This window comes from Pontivivens marinum (assembly GCF_900231835.1).
Lineage (GTDB): Bacteria > Pseudomonadota > Alphaproteobacteria > Rhodobacterales > Rhodobacteraceae > Pontivivens > Pontivivens marinum.
This window is the reverse complement of the sequence record NZ_OCTN01000002.1, coordinates 438776-453893: the sequence shown is the minus strand read 5'-3', so window position 1 is coordinate 453893 and position 15118 is coordinate 438776. Positions and strand designations below refer to the sequence as shown.

Below are 15118 nucleotides of genomic sequence, written 5' to 3'. Positions count from 1 at the left end.
ACCTAACCTGAATGGCCCTGATCAACCCCCTGCACCCGCCCCTCACGGGCAAGGGTTGCCTGCTCCGCCTGGGTTAGCAGCGCCAGGACATCTTGCGTTTCCAAACCTTTGCGCCGTGATTTAACCCAGATGCGCTGACAGGAGGCGGGTGACCATGGCAAAGTCGCCTCTGCCAGCCACTGCCGCAGCGGTGCGGGTAGCGTGTCGAAGGTTTGCATCGGGTCCGCAGCTCTGCGCCGCCGCTTTAGGGTGGTTGCTCCTAAATTACCTGTCATGCGGCACTCTGCCGACGCCATGCGGGGAACGGATCGGGCAAATCGGGCAGGGCATCCGGCGATGCCGCGATGCTCAGCGGTACGAGGGCTGCATCCAATTGCGCCTTGAGAGCGGGCCAATCAATGCCTGCACCGATAAACACAATCTCCTGCCGACGGTCGCCCCATGGCTCCACCCAATGCTGGTTCAGATAGCTTTGGGCAGCCTCCGGATCGGGCCAGCGTTCCTTTGGCACCGACGCCCACCACGTTCCCAATGGAGTGACCGAGGCAAGGGCCCCCGCCAGTGAAAATTCAGCAACCCATTCAGGACGTGTGGCGATCCAGAAATGCCCCTTTGCACGGATAACAGCGGGCAGATCACCGCTTAGCAGCTCATGAATTTTGGCCGGATCGAATGGCTGCCGTGCACGATAGACAAAGGAGGCAACGCCGTATTCCTCAGTCTCGGGCACATGATCGGCAAAGCCGTACAGCTCCTTGGCCCACATCGGATGCTCGTGCGCTTTTTCGAAATCAAACAGGCCTGTGTTCAAGATTTCATCAGCAGGCACGTCCGAGTGGTTTGCCTCCAGAATCCGCGTATCTGCATTCAGGCTGCGAATGATTTTCCGTGCGGCATCAACCTGCTCGGCTGTTGCATCTGCGACCTTGTTCAGAACGACGACATCGGCAAATTCGATCTGCTCGACCAGCAGGTTCACCAAAGTCCGCTCATCATCATCGCCCAGCGTTTCACCGCGATCTGACAGGAAGTCATGGCTGGAATAGTCACGCAGCAAGTTCACCGCATCAACTACAGTGACCATCGTGTCGAGGCGCGCAATATCGGACAGGCTCACGCCATTTTCATCGCGAAACTCGAAGGTTGCGGCAACCGGAAGTGGCTCGGAAATGCCCGTGGATTCGATCAACAGGTAGTCAAAGCGCCCCTCACCAGCCAGCCGCTTAACCTCCTCCAGCAGATCATCGCGCAAGGTGCAGCAGATGCATCCGTTGGACATCTCAACCAAGGTTTCGTCGGTGCGCGACAGTTCCGTATCCGCGCGCACCAGATCAGCGTCGATATTCACCTCGGACATATCGTTCACGATCACCGCCACACGGCGGCCTGCGCGATTGTTCAGGACACGGTTCAGCAGCGTGGTTTTTCCTGCGCCCAGAAAGCCGGATAAAACCGTTACGGGCAATCGATTATCGGTCATGCGAAAGGTTCCTCAACCTGAGTATATGTGGACTGTTCGGGTAGGCGGGCGCGCAACAGATCCAGACTGCGCGCCAGTTCGGGATTGGAGATATCGCGAGCAATCACAACAATGCGGGACCGGCGATCAGTGCCGGGCCAGTCGCGCATAGGTACGGGTGGATCAAAGACGTGTTGAACGCCGTGAAAGACAAAGGGCGCCTCGATCCCCTCAAGGAACACTATCCCCTTCACCCGCAGAATATCCGGCCCGCGCAGGGCGATCAGCGTGTTCAGACATAGATCAAAGGCGGCGTCGGGTATCGGCTCATCCAGAACGATGGAGGCCGAGCCAATACGCGTATCGTGGGCCGTAGGTGCAATCGCTGCGGCAGGCTTCGTGGATGACAGACCCGATAGATTGGCGAACGGGTCGGCTGGCTCTGCACGCGGGGTCAACCATTGCAGCGTTTGCTCAGGCGTTGCATTTGCGCGCAAACCGCTAAGATTCCACAAAACGGAAGGGTCAAGACGCCCACGATCCGCGTGAATGATTTGAGCCGTCGGATTGATCGCTTCCAATCGCGCTTCAAAGACACGCAAATCCGCTACTGACACCAAATCCGACTTGCTGAGCACCAACAGATCAGCCATCGCGACCTGCGAAACTGCCTCGAACTGTCGCGTTAATGTATCCTGACCGGTTGCGGCATCGGCAACGGTAATGACGCCATCCATGCGCACGGTGCGGGATAGGTCAGGTTCCATCAACATGGTTTGCAAAATGGGCCCAGGATCGGCGAGGCCGGTCGTCTCGATAACCACGCGATCAAAGTCGATTTCGCCGCGATGCCTACGGACCATCAGATCCATCATGGTGCGCGATAGATCGCCACGAACCGAACAGCACAGGCAGCCGGATCGCATCAAGACGATTTCTTCGTCAACGGCTTCGATCAGGTCGTGGTCTAGTCCGGCCTCTCCGAACTCGTTCACAATCACAGCGATTTTCGGTCCGGATTGCGATTTGATAACGGCGTTCAAAAGAGTGGTTTTCCCTGCGCCAAGGAACCCTGTTAGCAGCGTAACTGGCACGCGGGGATCAATGGGGGCTTGAGGTTTGGGCATGAGCGCCTCTTAAAATGATATTACATAACATATGATGGGCAAAATTAGGCCCGATTTGGGGGGCACTACAGCGCCCCCCAAAACACTCATTACATGCAGCCAACCAAAGCGGATGCCAGATTGCGGATCATCTGCGGATATAGGTTGGCACCAGGTTCCAGATCAGATCCTAGCGGGTCCAGAATACCGGTTTGTGCCTCTGTTCCATCCAAAATCGTCGCGACCAAACCAGGGTTGAACTGAGGTTCAGCCAAGACGCAGTCAATGCCCTGATCCGCCACGCGCCCACGGATTTCAGTGATCCGCGCAGGGCTGGGGTCCGATGCATCGCTGATCGAAATTGCACCAGCTGCGGTAAGGTCGAAATCGACCTCAAAATACTGATATGCATCATGGAACACGATGAACTGGCCATCACGAACTGGCTCAAGCATCGCGTTAACTTCATCCGTAAGTGCCTGCAATTCAGCGCGGCCCGTGGAGGCGTTTGCGAAATATGCGCCAGCGTTTTCAGGATCAGCAGCGGAGAGTTGACCCGCGATTACGTTCAACCAGGTTGCAGCGTTTTGAACCGACAGCCAAGCGTGAGGATCATGCTCGCCATGGTCGTGACCTGCGTGATCATCGTGGCCTTCATGTTCATCCTCGTGATCATCATGGTCATCGTGATCGTAATGCTCGTCGTCGTGGTCATCATGATCGCTGTGATCGTCGTCGTGATCATCATGGTCGTCATGCTCTTCACCGGCATGGGAATTATGATCGTGGGCCTCGAACAAGGCACCTTCGCGCAGTTCTAGCTCTATCGTGCCATCGGCCTCCAACAGCTCGGTTACCGCAGCGTTGGTGGCCAGCGTTCCAATAGCATCATCCAGCCATGGGGTCAGGTCTGGCCCAATCCAGAACACCAGATCGGCCTCTTGCAAGGCGCGTGCCTCGGATGGGCGCAGCGAGTATTCATGGGGGCTTGCACCGGATTGCACGATCAGGCTAGGCGTGCCGACACCATCCATCACACGCGCGACCAAGGAATGGACCGGCGCAATATCCGCCGCAACATCAGGCACGTCGGCAAAGGCCGCAGTGCATAGCAGGCTGGCAGGCAATGTGAGGGATAGTAGCGTTCTGGACATTGCGTCCTCCATGTGATTTTATAACATTTCGTACTCAGTAAGAGAAATGTGATAATATGACAAGTGGCGCTCCCGAAATTCCTGAGGAAACACCTCTCGGCTTTGCGCGGCACGACCATTCTGCCTGCGTTGCAGATGGGCTGTCGGCGGCGGAGGCCCGTTGCGCGCAGGACGGGCTGCGCTTTACTCCGGTGCGGCGCAAGGTCCTGGAAATATTGCTGCAAGAACATCGTGCATTAGGGGCATATGTCATTCTGGATCGGTTGCGTGATAGCGGGTTTGGCTCGCAGCCACCTGTCGCCTATCGCGCGCTGGACTTTCTGGTAACGCATGGCTTGGCACATAAGATTGAGCGCCTGAACGCCTTTATCGCCTGCGCGCATCCTGATGCCGCCCATGCCCCAGCTTTTATGATTTGCCGCCTCTGCGAATCCGTAGCGGAGGCCCAGTCAGGCCAAACCCGCAGCGCCCTTGGCGATGCAGCACGCGCTGCCGGATTTCAAATCGAACGCGCCGTTGTCGAGGTCGAGGGTATTTGCCCCGCATGTGTTGGGAACCCGGACGCATGAGCTTGATCAGTGTAGAGAATTTGAGCATCGGCTATGGTGCGAACACCGTGCTGTCCCATGTCTCGCTATCGGTGAATGCAGGTGAGATTGTCACCATTGTAGGCCCAAATGGCTCGGGCAAAACCAGCCTGCTGCGTGCTATTATCGGTGCCGTACAGCCAACCAAAGGGCAGGTCATCCGCAATGCGGATGTTCGGATAGGATATGTGCCGCAGAAACTGCATATCGATCCCACATTGCCCATGACCGTCGCGCGGTTTCTGGCGCTGCCCCGTGGCATATCATCCGCTGCGATTCAGGACGCCCTGGCCCACGCCGGCGTTCCGAACCTGGCAACGGCGCAGATGTCACGACTATCTGGTGGGCAGTTCCAACGGGTTCTGCTGGCGCGTGCGTTGATCGGCAAACCGCATCTACTGCTGTTGGACGAGGCAACGCAGGGGCTGGATCAACCCGGCTCCGCAGCGTTTTACCGGCAGATCGAAACGGTTAGGCAGCAGACAGGCTGCGCCGTCTTGATGATCAGCCACGAACTGCACGTTGTGATGAGCGCATCAGATCGCGTGATTTGCCTGAACGGACATGTTTGCTGCGAGGGCGCGCCCGAGGTTGTGGCCTCCGCCCCTGAATATCGCGCGCTATTCGGGACGGGCACAATGGGCGCCTTGGCCCTGTATCGCCATGACCACGATCACGACCATCATCACCATGATTGTGATGAGCACGGACAAACAGAGGCCGCAGAGTAATGCTAGATGATTTTATGATCCGCGCCACATTGGCGGGCGTCGGTGTGGCACTGGCGGCGGCCCCGTTGGGCTGTTTTGTGGTGTGGCGCCGCATGGCCTATTTCGGGGATGCAACTGCACATGCCGCGATTTTGGGCGTTGCGCTGTCGCTGGCATTATCCATGTCCGTCTTTGCTGGCGCGATGGTTGTGGCCCTGTTGATGGCGCTAACGGTGAACCTGTTGACGGGTCGTGGATATGCGATGGACACGCTGCTGGGCGTGCTGGCGCATTCGGCGTTGGCGTTCGGATTGGTTGCTGTCTCATTCCTGTCAGGCATCCGAATTGATCTGATGGCCTATCTGTTTGGCGACATCTTGGCCGTATCTCGCAGTGATCTGATGGTGATTTGGGGCGGGGCTGCTGTCGTGGTTGCGTTGATCTGTTGGCGCTGGTCATCCTTGCTAACGGCCACGCTGAACGAGGATCTGGCCTATGCGTGCCGTATCAATCCAAAGCGAGAGCAACTGGTTCTAACGCTGGCATTGGCAGTGACGGTCGCCGTGGCGATCAAGGTGGTGGGCGTATTGCTGATCGCGGCCTTGCTGATCATCCCGGCCGCCGCCGCACGACCGTTGAGCCGTACGCCAGAGGGAATGGCGCTGGTCGCCGCGGGGATTGGCAGCATTTCGGCCTTTGTCGGGTTGCGCGCGGCCTATTACCTGGACACACCCGCAGGGCCGTCAATCGTGTGCGTTGCGGCAGTGATCTTTGCTGTGCTCAGCGCCATTGGCGGAGTGCGCGCCCTACGGGTCAGCTAGCTGACATCCAGCTCATCCCGAAGCCATGAAATCAGGGCCTCCGTTTCCGCCTGTGCGCCGCGACGGGGGCCACGATATACGGAAATATCGGTCGGGCGCGGAACGCTTTCGGTGCAAACCCTGACCAGCTTTCCCTCCGCCAGCATCCCCTCAACGGTGCGTGCCCAGCCCAAGGCGATGCCCTGACCGGAAACAGCGGCCTGTAGAACCAGTGGAAAGCTGTCAAAGCGGATTGTGCGTCCGTCAGTTGGCCCGTGATGGCCAATGGCGGCGAACCAGTCGCGCCATTCCATCCATTCCTGCGGGATGACACGGTGGATTAGCAACGTATACCGGCTAAATTGATCGGCGCTAAGAGGCAGATCGCCCTCAGGGATATAATCGGGGGCTGCCACCGGAAACACCTCATCCGACGCGGTAAAGGCAAGACGTGCCGACCCCGATGCGCGCCCTGATGTTTGTAGTGCGACGTCGAATGGCTCCTGCGCCTCGGTCAACGGGGCGATCGTGCTGACTACGCGCAGTTCCAGCCCCGGATGTTGTTCATGAAATCGCGACAGGCGGGGCATCAACCAATAGAAGGCCTCGCAGTGCTGGCACAGCAACACCAATCCCCCCGGCTGCCGCCCGCCACGCAGGCGCATTGCCTCGGCTGCAATTTCGGCAAGGGCGCCACTGACCACTTGGCCAAAGGAGCGCCCCTCCTCGGTCAGGAAAACAGCACGGTTTCGCCGAACGAACAGCGCAACGCCCAGATCCAGCTCCAGCGCGGCGATCTGCTTGCTGACAGCGGTTTGGGTTAGCCCCAATTCTGCGGCTGCATCGGTGAAATTCTCATGCCGCGCGGCGGCCTCGAACGGGCGCAAACGGGATAGCGGCGGCAGGTTTCGGTAATCCATTCCGTCAGCTCATCCTTTTTTCATGTTTTCTCATTTTATGGCGCAGGCGAACTCTGCTTTCCATCACTCATGGCATGGACAGATCAGATAAATACGCACCGGCGCGGGCATTCGACCGGTATCATCGCAATAATCATTGCGGTGCTGCTGCTTTCCCTCTCGGACGCACTGGTGAAATTATGGGGCGGGCAGTTTGGCTTGGCGCAGCTTGCCCTGTTGCGCTCCGCCGTGGCCGCCCCGCTGATTGCAATCACCTATGGCTGCTTTTTCGGAATTTCCTCTCTGCGGATGCGCCAAGCCAGATGGGTTTGGGCGCGGTCGCTGTGCATGGCGGCAATGTGGCTGGCCTATTACGCGGCACTGCCATCAATGTCCTTCGCATTGGCGGCGGCGTGCTATTACACCACCCCCGTCTGGATGGCGCTGATGGCCTGGGCAACGACAGGTGAGCGGATCGAGGGGCAAGGCTGGATCGCAATCGCCGCCAGCCTGTGCGGGGTCATCATGCTGGTCGGCCCGCATGAGGGCAGCCTGACCCCCTCAATCCTGCTGCCCCTGATCGCAGCGATATTCTATGCGATGGCCGGTACGATCACGTGGCGCTATTGCCAGTCTGAATCAGCAGGCGCGATGGCCCTGAATCTGAACATATGTCTATGCGCATTGAGCCTGGGTGGATTGGCCTTGCTTACAGTGATCCAGCCGAAATTCGGGTCGGAGTTCGTCTTTGCGATTTGGCCAAGGCTCGGCTTGGCCGAGGTTAGTTTTGCGATTGGCCTTGGCGTATTGCTCGCCGTGATCGCAACGCTGGTCGCGTTGGCCTATCAACTGACCCCGTCGCCGGTTGTTGGGGTGTTCGACACCGCATATCTGGGGTTCGCTGCAATTTGGGGCGCGATTTGGTTCGCCGAAACCCCTTCGTTACTAGAGGGTTTCGGCATTGCGCTGATCGGCTTTGGCGCGGTTATGATGAACCACAGCTCACGGGGCCGCGCCGCAGTATAGCTTAGGCCGGCGTGAAAATCGCCGTGGCCGGATCGCAGTTGTAATCCGCGATATGCTGGGCGGCGCTATTTGCCAACTCGATCACCGAGGTCAGGATCGTTTCAACCTCCGCATCTGTGGCAAGGAAGCTGAAATTCAGGCGCACAAAGCCGGGCTTCTCAACCTCATGACCGGACAGGATCGCCTGACGCATTTCCTCGGATTGGGCGTCGTTGATGCCCAGCACGCGGTGCACATATGGCCCCGCACAGGCGCAACCTCCGCGGGCCTGAATGCCGAAGCAATCCGACAGCAGGCGCGTGACGAGCTGTTGGTGCACATATCCACCCTTACCATCGCGCAGCCGGAACGAGAAAATCGGCAGGCGTTCGCAGGTGGTATTGCCCAGCAGCTCAATCATCGGATGATCGGCCCATGCCTGCATTGCCTTCGCCCGGTTTTCACGGTTCCGCTCGGTGATGAAGTCCTGTGTTACGGCGTCCTTGACCAACAGGCACAGCGCGGCGCGGATATCGCCGATCACGTTCGGGGTACCTGCTTCCTCACGCGCCTCAACATTGCCTGTGTAATCATGGCCAATGGGCGACACGAAGCGGACCGTGCCGCCGCCCGGCAAAGTTGGGCGCGTGGCCAGCACAGCATCCTGCCGCACGATCATCACGCCAGAGGCTTGCGGCCCGCCAACGAATTTGTGGGGCGACATAACAACGGCATCAATTAGTGCATCCGGTGCAGGGCACAGATCAATCGGCAGGTAGGGACCAGCACCGGCATAATCCCAGATAACAGTTGCGTCGGCCGCCTTTAGCATACGGGTCACGGCGGTAACGTCCGTCACAATGCCGGTCACGTTGGAGGCAGCAGAAAACGCGCCGATGATCGGCCGACCCTGCACCGCGTCCAATGTTGTACGCAGGGTATCGAGGCAAGGACCACCGCGCGGCGCCTCAGGAATCTCAATCACCTCTGCGCCGCTTTCACGCCATGGCAGGATGTTCGAGTGATGCTCATACGGGCCGATCAGCACAACGGGTGATTGATCCGTCGCTACAGCATCGGCCAATCCCAACAGGTGTACCAAGCGGTTGATGCCAGCCGTTGCACCCGATCCGGTAAAGATCACCGCGTGATCCTGTGAGGCATTGCATTGCGCACGAATAATATCACGTGCCTCACGCCGCAGACGGGTCATCATGCCGCCGACATAGGAGGCCTCGGTGTGGCTGTTCGCATAAAAGGGCAGCAGCTCGGTCAGCACAAAGTCCTCGATCTGGCGCAGCGCGCGACCAGATGCCACGTAATCTGCATAGATCAGCGGCTTTTTACCCAACGGCCCGTCAATCGTGGCGTGATGCCCGATCAAGCCTGCCGTCAAATCCGCAATCACAGTGTCGGATTGAAGGCTCGCACGAAACCGGTCGAACGGGGTCTGGCTGGCAGTTTGGGTCATTTTGCGCTCTCTCTTGGATATAGCCATCAGAATAACCCCTTCATCAGCAATTTATATCACTTGTTTTTGCGTGATTTATCGTATTATTCGGTCATATGATCGATATAGATGCTATAGACCGCAAAATTCTCACCGTCCTGCAACGCGATGGCGCATTATCACAGCGCGATGTCGCGGCGGAGGTAGGCCTGTCCCAGAATGCATGCTGGCGGCGGATCAAACGTCTGACCGAGTTGGGCGTGATCGAGGGGTTTCACGCCCGTCTGAACTCAGACCTGATCGGCTTGGACCTGACCGTGTTCATGATGATCCGCACCAGACAGCATAGCGAGGGATGGATGCGTGACTTCCGCAAGCACCTCGCCACCATTCCCGAGATAGTCGAGGTCCACAGGATTGGCGGTGACTGGGATTACCTGATCAAGGTGGTTACAACCTCGATGGCGGGTTACGATCAGGTCTATCAGCGGCTAACGGCCAAGGTTGATCTGGAAACAGTCACAGGCCTGTTCGCGATGGAGACCATTTTGGAAAACCAGCCGCTGCATATGCCGTGAATGGGGGCTATACGTGATCAACATACCGTCGCCGCGCCCTATGACGATCTAGATTAACGGAGCTACCCCATGAAATCTCTTTTCCACCTTGCGATCCACGTGACCGACCTTGATGAAACACGGGCCTTTTACGGCGATGTGCTGGGTTGTGCCGAGGGGCGCTCGACCGACACTTGGGTCGATTTCGACTTTTTTGGCCATCAGCTGTCCATGCATCTGGGCACGCCATTTCCAACCACACGATCCGGTAAGGTTGGTGATCACATGGTGATGATGCCGCATATGGGGGCGGTCTTGCGTCTGGATGATTGGAAAGAGCTGGCACAGCGGCTGAGCGATAAGGGCATCGCCTTTGACATCCCGCCCGTCATCCGGTTCGAGGGTGAGCCTGGTGAGCAGCGCACGATGTTCTTCTTTGACCCATCGGGCAACCCGATCGAGATCAAGGGCTTTGCCGATTATGATGGCCTGTTTGCCGCCTGATCGCCCAACCGCCACCGATTGACCAAGGGCCCGCAATTGCGGGCCTTTGCATATTCCACGCTACGACTGCGCCCATGGCGGCGCGGCCAGCACCAGATGGGTAATGACTGCATCCAGAATGTAGAACGACCAATGGATGCCATAGGCCCAGCGAAAACCGTGCTGCATGCGCAGATACAGATAGGGCAGCACCAGACCGAATGCCGTGGCGGCGATGCTAAACCGGATCACATAGGTTGCGGTAAAACCATCCAGCGCCAGCGCGAGGTGGAACCCTCCGAACATGATCGCCATCGCAATAGATATCGCCCGCAGGCCCAGCCCCAACTGCGCAGCGCGATGGATCAACGTAGCAACGATTGCCTGCTGAAACAGGATATCCGCCGATTTGGGCAGGTAATACCACGCCGTTGCAAACATGAATTCGGGCGGGTCCTCGGGCGCGCGGATAACCGAAACGTTCGGGAACAGCGGCAGTACAAACACTACGAACGCACCAAAGCAGATCAGCATCGGCAGCAAAACCATAACATGACCAGACAGCACAGCTTGCGACAGGCGCTGAGTTAGCATTGCCCGATATAGAAACAGTGTCAGCGCCGCCCAGCCGAGGTAATAGCCCGCGAACACGAACGGCGCGTCATTATAGCCGCTATCTAGCTCCAGACGATCAACCAGCGCGTAATAGCCCCAGCTTGAAAAGGTCCACAACGCGGCCACGACGCCCAATGTCGGGATCATGCTAACCCATTTGCCGCGCGGCAGTTCTGGTGAGGATATCTCCGTCATTTAGGACCCTTGTCAAATTGCGCCGCTTTCCTTGAGCATTAGCATCTGCATCGCTTAATCGACATGAAAAATTGCGGTGCTGAACCTGTTGAAAATAGTGTCTCGAAAATCTTTACTGTTTTAGTCGGACATGCTAGGTGAGCCGCGCACCGCAGAAATGCTGCGGTAAAATTGGAGAGAGACTATGAACGTCACTAAGTTGATGCGTAGTCTCTGCTTCGCCACCGCAGCCAGCACGGCCCTCGCCGTGTCCGCCACGTCAGCAAGCGCAGAGACAATCACCGTAACCGACATCGCAGGTCGTACTGTTGAGGTTGAGCGCAACCCCGGCGCGATTGTGTTGGGCGAGGGACGGCTGATTTACTCGCTGGCATTGCTGGACCGCGAGAATCCGTTCGAGCGTGTCGTCGGCTGGAAGGACGACATGATCAACTATGATCCCGATGCGTGGCTGGCCTATCAGGAGCTATACCCTGAGGCGACGGATATCCTGCGCCTTGGCAACCCTGCCTCAGCCGAGTGGAATCTGGAGGCGGTGATCGCATCCGGTGCGGAGCTGGTGGTGATGAACCTCGGCAACCTGATGAATGCACAGGAAAGCGGCATCATCGACAAGCTGGAGGAAGCAGGCGTCGCCACCGTATTCGTCGATTTCCGTCAGGATCCGACACAGAACAGCATCACCTCGATCCAGCTACTAGGCCGTATTCTGGATGAGCGTGACAACGCGGATGAGTTCACCGATTACTATACCGCCCAAATGCAGCGGATTTATTCGGTTGTGGATCAAATTCCGGTTGAGGATCGTCCCGTCGTCTTTATCGAGCGGGCGGCCGGTTATAACCCCAACAATTGTTGCAGCACATTCGGCGCGACCAACTTTGGCCGCTTGGTCGATCTGGCTGGCGGGCGCAACTGGGGCTCACGCATGTTCCCCGGCTTTGGCGGTAATGTCAGCCTAGAGGCCGTGTTTACCGATGACCCCGAGGTTATCATCGGCACCGGATCAAACTGGGACGAGGCCGCACCGGGCACAATGGCTGTTCCGTTCGGCTATAACGCGCAGGATGACGTGGTTCAGGATCGTTTGGCCGCACTTGCCGCACGTGAGGGCTGGTCCGAACTGCAAGCCGTGCAAAACGGCCGTTTCCACAGCGTTTATCACCAGTTCTATAACAGCCCGTATCACTTCGTCGCGATGCAGGCCTTTGCCAAGTGGCTGCACCCTGATCTATTCGAGGATCTGGACCCTGACGCCACTATGGATGAGCTGCACGACCGGTTCCTGCCGATCGATAATGGGGGCGTTTTCTGGGCGACCCTGAACAGCGACAATTGAGCCAGCGACGCGCGCGGGATTTATCCCCGCGCGCGCTCGGCAAATTTGCGGAGAACCCCATGACTGACATAACAGCCCACGGGCTGCGCGTGCGCTATGGCGCGCATACTCGACGGCGCTATCTGATGTTGCTGGTGGTGACGCTATGCCTGCTGGTCAGCTTTATCGTGGATGTGGCGACGGGGCCGGGGGGCTATTCCATCGCCACCGTGACCCAAGTTCTGGCCGATCCTTATTCCCACGGCGCACGGCTAAAGGTCATCGTGTGGGATTACCGTCTGCCCGTCGCGCTGACGGCGGTGATTGTCGGCGGCCTGCTGGCCACGGCTGGTGCGCAGATGCAGACGATCCTGAACAACCCACTGGCCGAGCCGTTCACACTGGGCGTGTCCTCCGCCGCTAGCTTTGGTGCGTCGCTCGCGATTGTGCTGGGATTTTCGGTGATCCCAGCCGTTGGCGGGTTGATCGTGACGCTGAATGCCTTTGTCTTTGCGCTGGCCACCTGCGGATTTATCCTGTTGGCCACGCGGCTAAAGGGGGTGGGGTCCGAGACGATGATCCTGTTCGGGATCGCGATCTTCTTTACCTTCAACGCGCTGTTGGCCCTGATGCAATATATGGCCAGCGAGGATCAAATCAGCCGGATTGTGTTCTGGATGATGGGTTCGCTAGGCCGTGCAAGCTGGGAAAAAATCGGGCTCGGCGCGCTGTTGCTGGCGGTGGCGTTGCCCTTTGGCCTGATGCGAACATGGGCGATGACCGCGCTGCGCATGGGTGAGGCGACAGCCGAAAGCATGGGCGTTGATGTGGCCCGCCTGCGGGTTGAGATGTTGATTTCCATATCGCTAATGGCCGCCACAGCGGTCGCATTTGTCGGAACGGTCGGGTTTATCGGGCTGGTCGGGCCGCATATTGCACGGCTGCTGGTGGGTGAGGATCAGCGGTTCTTCCTGCCGCTCTCCACCCTGATCGGTGCGCTGGTGCTGTCGCTGACCTCGATCATTTCCAAATCCATCACGCCGGGGGTGATTTACCCGATTGGGATTATCACGGCCCTGATCGGGGTGCCGGTCTTTATCTCGATCATTCTGTCCACGCGGCGGGAGAAGCTGTCATGACGCTGGAAATGCGCAATATCTCGGCAGGATACGGGCGACATGTCGTGCTTCGTGACATCACCATTCCCGACATTGCCGCCGGTGACTTCGTTGGCGTCATCGGGCCGAATGCTTCGGGCAAATCCACGATGTTCAAAACGTTGGCTGGATTGCTGCGACCCAAGGGCGGATCAATTCATCTGGACGATACCGATCTGGCCGATTTGCGGCGGCGCGACCGCGCGCGGGCCGTGGCCTACATGCCGCAGGCCTATGGCTGCAATGCGATCCTGACGGTGTTTGAAAGCGTGCTACTTGCGTTAAAACAAACGACCGGTTGGCGTGTGCAGGATGATAACCTCGACCGCGTGTCTGAAACTCTCGCAGCGCTGCGCCTGTCGCATTTATCCGAGCGGGGGATTTCTGATCTGTCCGGCGGGCAGGCACAGATGGTGGCTGTCGCGCAAACTATGGTCCGCTCGCCGCGTGTCGTGCTGCTGGATGAACCGACCAGCGCGCTGGACCTGCATCACCAGCTATCAATCCTAGGATCGGTACGGGATGAGATGCGGCGGCGCGGCACAATCGTCATGGCAGCGCTGCATGACCTGAACCTTGCCGCGCAGTTCTGCGATCGGCTGGTGCTGATCAATAGCGGCGAAATCCTCGCAGACGGTACACCGGCCGAGGTGCTTGCCCTGCCAGAGATTGGCAAGACCTACGGGGTCGTAACCTCACTGGAAACAACGCGACGCGGGTCGCTATTTGTAGACGCTACACTGGAGGCACGAGCATGATGGATCATGGCAGTAATGTTCATTTAAAGGATGAAATCCGCGATTATTGGTCCGAGCGGGCACCAACCTTCGACGAGTCCACCTCGCACAAGATCGAGGATCAATACGGCCTGCCCGAATGGCAGCGGTTCCTGCGCACAGCCTTTGAGTTGAACGATCTGAAGGGCCAGCAGGTTCTGGATATTGCCTGCGGCACGGGTGAGGTTAGCCGCGCGCTGACCTCGATTGGCGCATCGGTAACCGGTCTGGATTTTTCGGAAACGATGCTGGGTTTCGCACGGACAAAGCTGGCAGAGCGCGATTGGCGATTTGTACAGGCCGATGCAGAAACCATGTTCCCGCTGGCTGACGCTTCGTTTGATCTGGCCATAACACGGCATTTGGCGTGGACCCTAACCGATCCATTGGCCAGCTATAAAACATGGCTGCGCGTCTTGCGCCCCGGTGGAAAATTGCTCGTTGTCGATGGGAATTTTAAGGGCACCAAAAGCTCGCTGCTGCGCTGGCGGCACTGGTTGGCGGACCGGATCGACACGCAAAAGCGCGCACCGGGCACGACCAATAAAACCACGCATGATGCGATCTCCAGCCGCTTGCCCTATAGGAAGGGATTGGAGATTGAGGAGCTAAGCGCCGACCTGCAAAGTGCGGGCTTTGTGAATGTGCGTCCCGTCGACCTGACACGTCTATACGGGGCCGGAATGCGTGGGCACCCACTACCCGAACGGTTGCGGCAAAGCGCGGAGCGGCGTTATGCGCTGGTCTGTCAGAAGCCTTAGCACACATGAATTTACCCTACCGACGCTGCCAGGCATGGCGTCGGTAGGGGCGGCAACAATCGTGACAGATTACAAATTCTAAGGCA

General features: G+C 58.2%; 17 protein-coding genes. 10 read left to right on the top strand and 7 right to left on the bottom strand.

The genetic code is table 11. From position 1 onward, the window contains the following. Positions 1-2: 2 nt before the first annotated feature. The 4 genes from CR254_RS08165 to CR254_RS08150 form a co-directional block, all read right to left on the bottom strand. Complete coding sequence (locus tag CR254_RS08165) at positions 3-275, bottom strand: DUF6525 family protein (protein ID WP_097929349.1); 273 nt, start codon at positions 273-275, stop codon at positions 3-5. Continuing rightward, positions 272-1480, bottom strand: coding sequence for a GTP-binding protein (locus CR254_RS08160; RefSeq protein WP_097929348.1), 1209 nt, complete (start codon positions 1478-1480; stop codon positions 272-274). The genes CR254_RS08165 and CR254_RS08160 overlap by 4 nt, the downstream gene beginning before the upstream one ends. Continuing rightward, positions 1477-2586, bottom strand: a complete 1110-nt coding sequence (locus tag CR254_RS08155; RefSeq protein WP_097929347.1) for a CobW family GTP-binding protein — start codon at positions 2584-2586, stop codon at positions 1477-1479. Before CR254_RS08155 ends, CR254_RS08160 begins: the two co-directional genes overlap by 4 nt. A gap of 89 nt (positions 2587-2675) precedes the next feature. Next, positions 2676-3719, bottom strand: coding sequence for a zinc ABC transporter substrate-binding protein (locus CR254_RS08150; protein WP_097929346.1), 1044 nt, complete (start codon positions 3717-3719; stop codon positions 2676-2678). A 56-nt stretch (positions 3720-3775) separates the two neighbouring features. Here CR254_RS08150 and CR254_RS08145 point away from each other — a divergent pair, with 56 nt between their 5' ends. From CR254_RS08145 to CR254_RS08135, 3 genes are read left to right on the top strand one after another with little or no spacing between them, the layout of a single operon-like run. Further along, entirely contained in the window at positions 3776-4288 is a 513-nt protein-coding gene (locus CR254_RS08145; RefSeq protein WP_097929345.1) for a Fur family transcriptional regulator, read from the top strand. After that, positions 4285-5037, top strand: coding sequence for an ATP-binding cassette domain-containing protein (locus CR254_RS08140; protein ID WP_097929344.1), 753 nt, complete (start codon positions 4285-4287; stop codon positions 5035-5037). Before CR254_RS08145 ends, CR254_RS08140 begins: the two co-directional genes overlap by 4 nt. Beyond that, positions 5037-5837 (top strand): metal ABC transporter permease, encoded by an 801-nt coding sequence (locus CR254_RS08135; RefSeq protein WP_097929343.1) that lies wholly within the window; start codon positions 5037-5039, stop codon positions 5835-5837. Before CR254_RS08140 ends, CR254_RS08135 begins: the two co-directional genes overlap by 1 nt. Here CR254_RS08135 and CR254_RS08130 read toward each other — a convergent pair. Beyond that, positions 5834-6736: a LysR substrate-binding domain-containing protein gene (locus CR254_RS08130; RefSeq protein ID WP_097929342.1), complete on the bottom strand. Its 903-nt coding sequence runs from the start codon at positions 6734-6736 to the stop codon at positions 5834-5836. The genes CR254_RS08135 and CR254_RS08130 overlap by 4 nt on opposite strands. A gap of 69 nt (positions 6737-6805) precedes the next feature. Between CR254_RS08130 and CR254_RS08125 the strand changes: the two genes are divergently transcribed. Further along, on the top strand, positions 6806-7741 hold the full coding sequence (locus tag CR254_RS08125; protein ID WP_097929341.1) for a DMT family transporter: 936 nt from the start codon (positions 6806-6808) through the stop codon (positions 7739-7741). A gap of 1 nt (position 7742) precedes the next feature. Here CR254_RS08125 and CR254_RS08120 read toward each other — a convergent pair whose 3' ends face one another. Further along, a complete protein-coding gene (locus tag CR254_RS08120; protein ID WP_097929340.1) occupies positions 7743-9191 on the bottom strand; it encodes an aminotransferase class V-fold PLP-dependent enzyme in 1449 nt (482 codons plus the stop codon). Positions 9192-9286: 95 nt separating this feature from the next. Between CR254_RS08120 and CR254_RS08115 the strand changes: the two genes are divergently transcribed. Together CR254_RS08115 and CR254_RS08110 are read left to right on the top strand one after the other, a co-directional pair. Further along, complete coding sequence (locus CR254_RS08115; RefSeq protein ID WP_097929339.1) at positions 9287-9748, top strand: Lrp/AsnC family transcriptional regulator; 462 nt, start codon at positions 9287-9289, stop codon at positions 9746-9748. A gap of 69 nt (positions 9749-9817) precedes the next feature. Next, entirely contained in the window at positions 9818-10231 is a 414-nt protein-coding gene (locus CR254_RS08110; protein WP_097929338.1) for a VOC family protein, read from the top strand. Between the two features lie 60 nt (positions 10232-10291). Here the strand turns inward: CR254_RS08110 and CR254_RS08105 are convergent, their stop codons facing one another. After that, positions 10292-11020 carry a hypothetical protein gene (locus CR254_RS08105; RefSeq protein ID WP_097929337.1) on the bottom strand — a complete coding sequence of 243 codons (729 nt, stop codon included), beginning with the start codon at positions 11018-11020 and terminating at the stop codon, positions 10292-10294. A gap of 184 nt (positions 11021-11204) precedes the next feature. On the opposite strand from CR254_RS08105, the gene CR254_RS08100 reads away from it, so the two are divergent. From CR254_RS08100 to CR254_RS08085, 4 genes are read left to right on the top strand one after another with little or no spacing between them, the layout of a single operon-like run. Then, the gene (locus CR254_RS08100) at positions 11205-12359 is read left to right on the top strand and encodes an ABC transporter substrate-binding protein (RefSeq protein ID WP_245851498.1); all 1155 of its coding nucleotides are present in this window, start codon (positions 11205-11207) and stop codon (positions 12357-12359) included. Positions 12360-12418: 59 nt separating this feature from the next. Then, positions 12419-13477 (top strand): FecCD family ABC transporter permease, encoded by a 1059-nt coding sequence (locus tag CR254_RS08095; protein ID WP_097929336.1) that lies wholly within the window; start codon positions 12419-12421, stop codon positions 13475-13477. After that, positions 13474-14253: an ABC transporter ATP-binding protein gene (locus CR254_RS08090; RefSeq protein WP_097929335.1), complete on the top strand. Its 780-nt coding sequence runs from the start codon at positions 13474-13476 to the stop codon at positions 14251-14253. Before CR254_RS08095 ends, CR254_RS08090 begins: the two co-directional genes overlap by 4 nt. After that, positions 14250-15032: a class I SAM-dependent methyltransferase gene (locus CR254_RS08085; protein ID WP_097929334.1), complete on the top strand. Its 783-nt coding sequence runs from the start codon at positions 14250-14252 to the stop codon at positions 15030-15032. The genes CR254_RS08090 and CR254_RS08085 overlap by 4 nt, the downstream gene beginning before the upstream one ends. Positions 15033-15118: the final 86 nt, after the last annotated feature.

Coding starts and splice junctions, on each gene's coding strand:
- CR254_RS08120 (WP_097929340.1), bottom strand. CDS start 9,191: ATGACCCAAACTGCCAGCCAGACCCCGTTCGACCGGTTTCGTGCGAGC.
- CR254_RS08090 (WP_097929335.1), top strand. CDS start 13,474: ATGACGCTGGAAATGCGCAATATCTCGGCAGGATACGGGCGACATGTC.
- CR254_RS08115 (WP_097929339.1), top strand. CDS start 9,287: ATGATCGATATAGATGCTATAGACCGCAAAATTCTCACCGTCCTGCAA.
- CR254_RS08085 (WP_097929334.1), top strand. CDS start 14,250: ATGATGGATCATGGCAGTAATGTTCATTTAAAGGATGAAATCCGCGAT.
- CR254_RS08165 (WP_097929349.1), bottom strand. CDS start 275: ATGACAGGTAATTTAGGAGCAACCACCCTAAAGCGGCGGCGCAGAGCT.
- CR254_RS08110 (WP_097929338.1), top strand. CDS start 9,818: ATGAAATCTCTTTTCCACCTTGCGATCCACGTGACCGACCTTGATGAA.
- CR254_RS08095 (WP_097929336.1), top strand. CDS start 12,419: ATGACTGACATAACAGCCCACGGGCTGCGCGTGCGCTATGGCGCGCAT.
- CR254_RS08100 (WP_245851498.1), top strand. CDS start 11,205: ATGAACGTCACTAAGTTGATGCGTAGTCTCTGCTTCGCCACCGCAGCC.
- CR254_RS08150 (WP_097929346.1), bottom strand. CDS start 3,719: ATGTCCAGAACGCTACTATCCCTCACATTGCCTGCCAGCCTGCTATGC.
- CR254_RS08105 (WP_097929337.1), bottom strand. CDS start 11,020: ATGACGGAGATATCCTCACCAGAACTGCCGCGCGGCAAATGGGTTAGC.
- CR254_RS08140 (WP_097929344.1), top strand. CDS start 4,285: ATGAGCTTGATCAGTGTAGAGAATTTGAGCATCGGCTATGGTGCGAAC.
- CR254_RS08125 (WP_097929341.1), top strand. CDS start 6,806: ATGGCATGGACAGATCAGATAAATACGCACCGGCGCGGGCATTCGACC.
- CR254_RS08135 (WP_097929343.1), top strand. CDS start 5,037: ATGCTAGATGATTTTATGATCCGCGCCACATTGGCGGGCGTCGGTGTG.
- CR254_RS08155 (WP_097929347.1), bottom strand. CDS start 2,586: ATGCCCAAACCTCAAGCCCCCATTGATCCCCGCGTGCCAGTTACGCTG.
- CR254_RS08160 (WP_097929348.1), bottom strand. CDS start 1,480: ATGACCGATAATCGATTGCCCGTAACGGTTTTATCCGGCTTTCTGGGC.
- CR254_RS08130 (WP_097929342.1), bottom strand. CDS start 6,736: ATGGATTACCGAAACCTGCCGCCGCTATCCCGTTTGCGCCCGTTCGAG.
- CR254_RS08145 (WP_097929345.1), top strand. CDS start 3,776: ATGACAAGTGGCGCTCCCGAAATTCCTGAGGAAACACCTCTCGGCTTT.